Genomic DNA, 2,425 nt, shown 5'->3' with positions numbered 1-2,425 from the left:
CCTCCACCAGGATCCCGTCCCGCGCCATCTCCGCCACCAGGGCCTCTGCGCCGATCTCGTGAGGCAGGTCCACCCCGTGACCGATGCGCCGGGCCCCGGCCACGCGGACCGCCTGGGCGATGTGATCGCGCAGATGCTCCGGCGGCGCATAGTCGAAGGTCAGCTCTCCGGCATGGAGGGCCACCGGCGCCAGTTGACCACGACCGGTGAGGAAGCCGACCATCTGCATATGCAGGCCATAGTTGGCCAGCGCCGTCGGGTGGTCCTCCGGCGCCACCATCTGCAGGCCGACCCAGCGCTTGTCCGCCTGGACGAGGGCCACCCCCAACTGCAACTGGGCGAAGGTCGCCTCCGGCGGCAGGACGCGGATGGTCTGAACGAGATAGCGGATGGTGACCTGGCAGCCGGGCCGGGCGGCCGGCTTGCCGCAGGCCAGCACCTGGCGGGCGCGGGCCTCCATGGCGTCGGTCCCAACGATAGCGGCGCGCACAAGGTCCGGAAGACCGGCGGCGTCGATCTCGGCCTTCATCTGCGCCAGATCATCCTTGAGACCGACCTTGAGACCGAGCGCCGCTGCGGGTCCCCCCTGAGGGGTGATCATGGCCTCGAGATAGAAGGTGTTCTGGTGGGCCAGGTCGTCCATGACCACGGCCAGCATGTCGCCGACCCGGCCCGGCCCAAGGCCGCCGATCCGGTCGAACACGCCGAAGAACTGGTCGTGCCCTGAGCGACCCAGGAAGCCCGGCTGTCGGGTGCTGAAACTGTTGAGCAGGTCGGAATAGAGTTCGCCGTCCACGATCGCCTCGGCGGCGGGGCGAAGGCCAGGGCGATCGCAGGGGGGCGGCGCCAGGGCGAGCTTGGGCACGTCAACGCAACGGCCGTCCTCGGCCGCCCAGGCCAGAAGGGTCTCGGGAAACACCGCGCCGGAGATATGATTGTGCAGCTCACCGCCCTTGGGCATGGCCTTGGTGAAGGCGATCCGCTCGCCTGCGCTCATGGCGGCCAGATCTGGGGCTGCGGCGGCGGCGCTGGCGAGGCCCAGGCTTGCGGCAAGCACGGTCGCGCCGATCAAGGTCTTCAGATGTCCCATGGCCCCCGCCTCTGATCTGCCGCGCTTCCAGCCCTCTGGCCGATAGCACAAGGCGGTCATCAAGCCAGGGGATCGCCCAAAGGAAAAGGCCGCCGGGGTTTCCCCTGGCGGCCTTGGCCTTAGGTCAGGCTGTGAAGCCTTGGACTATTCGACGATCTTGGCCACGACGCCGGCGCCGACGGTGCGGCCGCCTTCGCGAATGGCGAAGCGCAGGCCCTGGTCCATGGCGATCGGGGTGATCAGCTCCACGTCCAGCTCGGCGTTATCGCCCGGCATGATCATTTCCACGCCTTCGCGCAGCTTGATGATCCCGGTCACGTCCGTCGTCCGGAAGTAGAACTGCGGACGATAGTTGGTGAAGAACGGCGTGTGACGGCCACCCTCTTCCTTGGTCAGGATATAGGCCTCGGCCACGAACTTGGTGTGCGGAGTGATCGAGCCCGGCTTGCAGAGCACCTGGCCGCGCTCGACGTCTTCACGCTTGGTGCCGCGCAGCAGCACGCCGACATTGTCGCCGGCCTGGCCCTGGTCCAGCAGCTTGCGGAACATCTCGACGCCCGTGCAGGTCGTCTTCTGGACCGGACGGATGCCGACGATCTCGACTTCCTCACCGACCTTGACGATGCCCTTTTCGATCCGGCCGGTCACCACGGTGCCGCGGCCCGAGATCGAGAACACGTCTTCCACCGGCATCAGGAACGGCAGGTCCACCGGACGCTCCGGCTGCGGGATGTACTCGTCGACGGTCTTCATCAGCGCGAGGATCGCGTTCTCGCCGATTTCCGGGTCACGGTTTTCCACCGCCGCCAGGGCCGAGCCCTTGGTGATCGGAATGTCGTCGCCCGGGAACTGATAGGACGACAGCAGCTCGCGCAGCTCCATCTCCACCAGGTCCAGCAGCTCCTCGTCGTCGACCATGTCGACCTTGTTCAGGAACACCACCAGGGCCGGCACGCCGACCTGACGGGCCAGCAGGATGTGCTCGCGGGTCTGCGGCATCGGACCATCAGCGGCCGAGCACACCAGAATCGCGCCGTCCATCTGCGCCGCGCCGGTGATCATGTTCTTCACATAGTCAGCGTGGCCGGGGCAGTCGACGTGGGCGTAGTGACGGTTGGCCGTCTCATATTCCACGTGCGCGGTGTTGATCGTGATCCCGCGGGCCTTCTCTTCCGGCGCCGCATCAATCTCGTCGTACTTCTTCGCCGTGGCGCCACCGGACTTCGCCAGCGTCATCGTAATCGCCGCCGTCAGCGTCGTCTTGCCATGGTCAACGTGACCAATCGTGCCGATGTTGCAATGCGGCTTATTGCGTTCAAACTTCTCTTTGGCCAT

General features: G+C 66.6%; 2 protein-coding genes. Both read right to left on the bottom strand.

Annotation, left to right across the window (positions count from 1 at the left end; translation table 11 throughout):
- A partial coding sequence (locus Q7V15_RS06445) for an adenosine deaminase (protein WP_304754608.1) occupies window positions 1-1,090 on the bottom strand: 1,090 nt, incomplete at its 3' end.
- A 144-nt stretch (window positions 1,091-1,234) separates the two neighbouring features.
- A partial coding sequence (gene tuf / locus Q7V15_RS06440) for an elongation factor Tu (RefSeq protein WP_304754607.1) occupies window positions 1,235-2,425 on the bottom strand: 1,191 nt, incomplete at its 5' end.

Origin of the sequence: Phenylobacterium sp., assembly GCF_030651755.1 — a bacterium.
In the GTDB taxonomy this organism is placed as follows: Bacteria; Pseudomonadota; Alphaproteobacteria; order Caulobacterales; family Caulobacteraceae; genus Phenylobacterium.
This window is presented reverse-complemented; position numbering and strand designations above follow the sequence as displayed.